Below are 1027 nucleotides of genomic sequence, written 5' to 3'. Positions count from 1 at the left end.
GCCCTGGCCCTGCACCCCCACCAGGCGCCCGGGCCCCCGCGATATCACCGCGCGGCCCCGCCGCGGCCAGTTCGCGGGCGAAGTCGCGGATCAGGTCGTGGGGGGTGTAGCGGCCGTATGCCGTTTCCTCCAGGAGGGCCACGTCGACCAGGCGGTCGAGGGCGGCCTCGGCGCGGCGTTCGTCGGTGGTGGTGAGGCGGGCGAGCAGGGGGGCGCCGTAGGCCGGGAGGTCCAGGGCGCCGATGTGGTGCAGGGCCAGGGCCGCGTCCCGGTCGGTCTCGCGGTCGGAGGCGGCGAGCGCGTCGTGGGCCACCGCCAGGGAACGGCGGACGCTGAGGTCGTCGTACTCCAGGTGGTGCAACCGGCCCTCGGTGGCGGCCAGTTGACCGGCCAGGACACCCGGGGTGAGCGCCCGGCGCGCGGCGAGGCGGGCCGCGACGACGCGCAGCGCGAGCGGGAGGCGGCCGGTGAGTTCGACGAGTGGGTGGGCCGCGTCGAGGCCGTCGCGGCCGGACACCGCGCGCAGCAGTGCCGCGCTGTCCTCCCCGGACAGCGGCGCGAGCGGGAAGCGGCGGGCGCCGTCGAGGGCGGTCAGCGGCGAACGGCTGGTGACGAGCACCGCGCAGCCGGTGCCGCCCGGCAGCAACGGCCGTACCTGGGCGGCGTTCCCGGCGTCGTCCAGCACCATCAGCGTGCGGGTGGGGGCCAGCAGGGAGCGCAGCAACGCGGCTGCCGCGTCCGGGTGTTCGGGGATGTGCCGGGGTTCGGCGCCGAGGTCACGGAGGAGCGCGTGGAGGGCCTGGCCTGCGGTGAGGGGTGCCATGCCCGGGGTGGCGCCGTGCAGGTTCACGTACAGCTGCCCGTCGGGAAAGTGCTCCCGCAGCGCGTGCGCGGTGTGCAGGGCGAGGGCGCTCTTGCCCACGCCGGCCATGCCGCTGATGACGACCAGGGGGTGCGAGCCGGGCTCCGCGGAGGGCCGCGCGAGGATGTCGCGCAGGACGGAGAAGGTGTCGCCGCGGCCGGTGAA

At 76.7% G+C, this 1027-nt stretch carries 1 protein-coding gene; it reads right to left on the bottom strand.

Features of this window, described 5'->3' with window-relative positions:
• The coding region (locus JHN45_RS52145; protein ID WP_236585079.1) for an NB-ARC domain-containing protein at positions 1-1027 on the bottom strand (1027 nt) is incomplete at both ends.

The sequence above is a fragment of the Streptomyces sp. MBT53 genome (assembly GCF_016654115.1).
Classification (GTDB): Bacteria; Actinomycetota; Actinomycetes; order Streptomycetales; family Streptomycetaceae; genus Streptomyces.
This window is presented reverse-complemented; position numbering and strand designations above follow the sequence as displayed.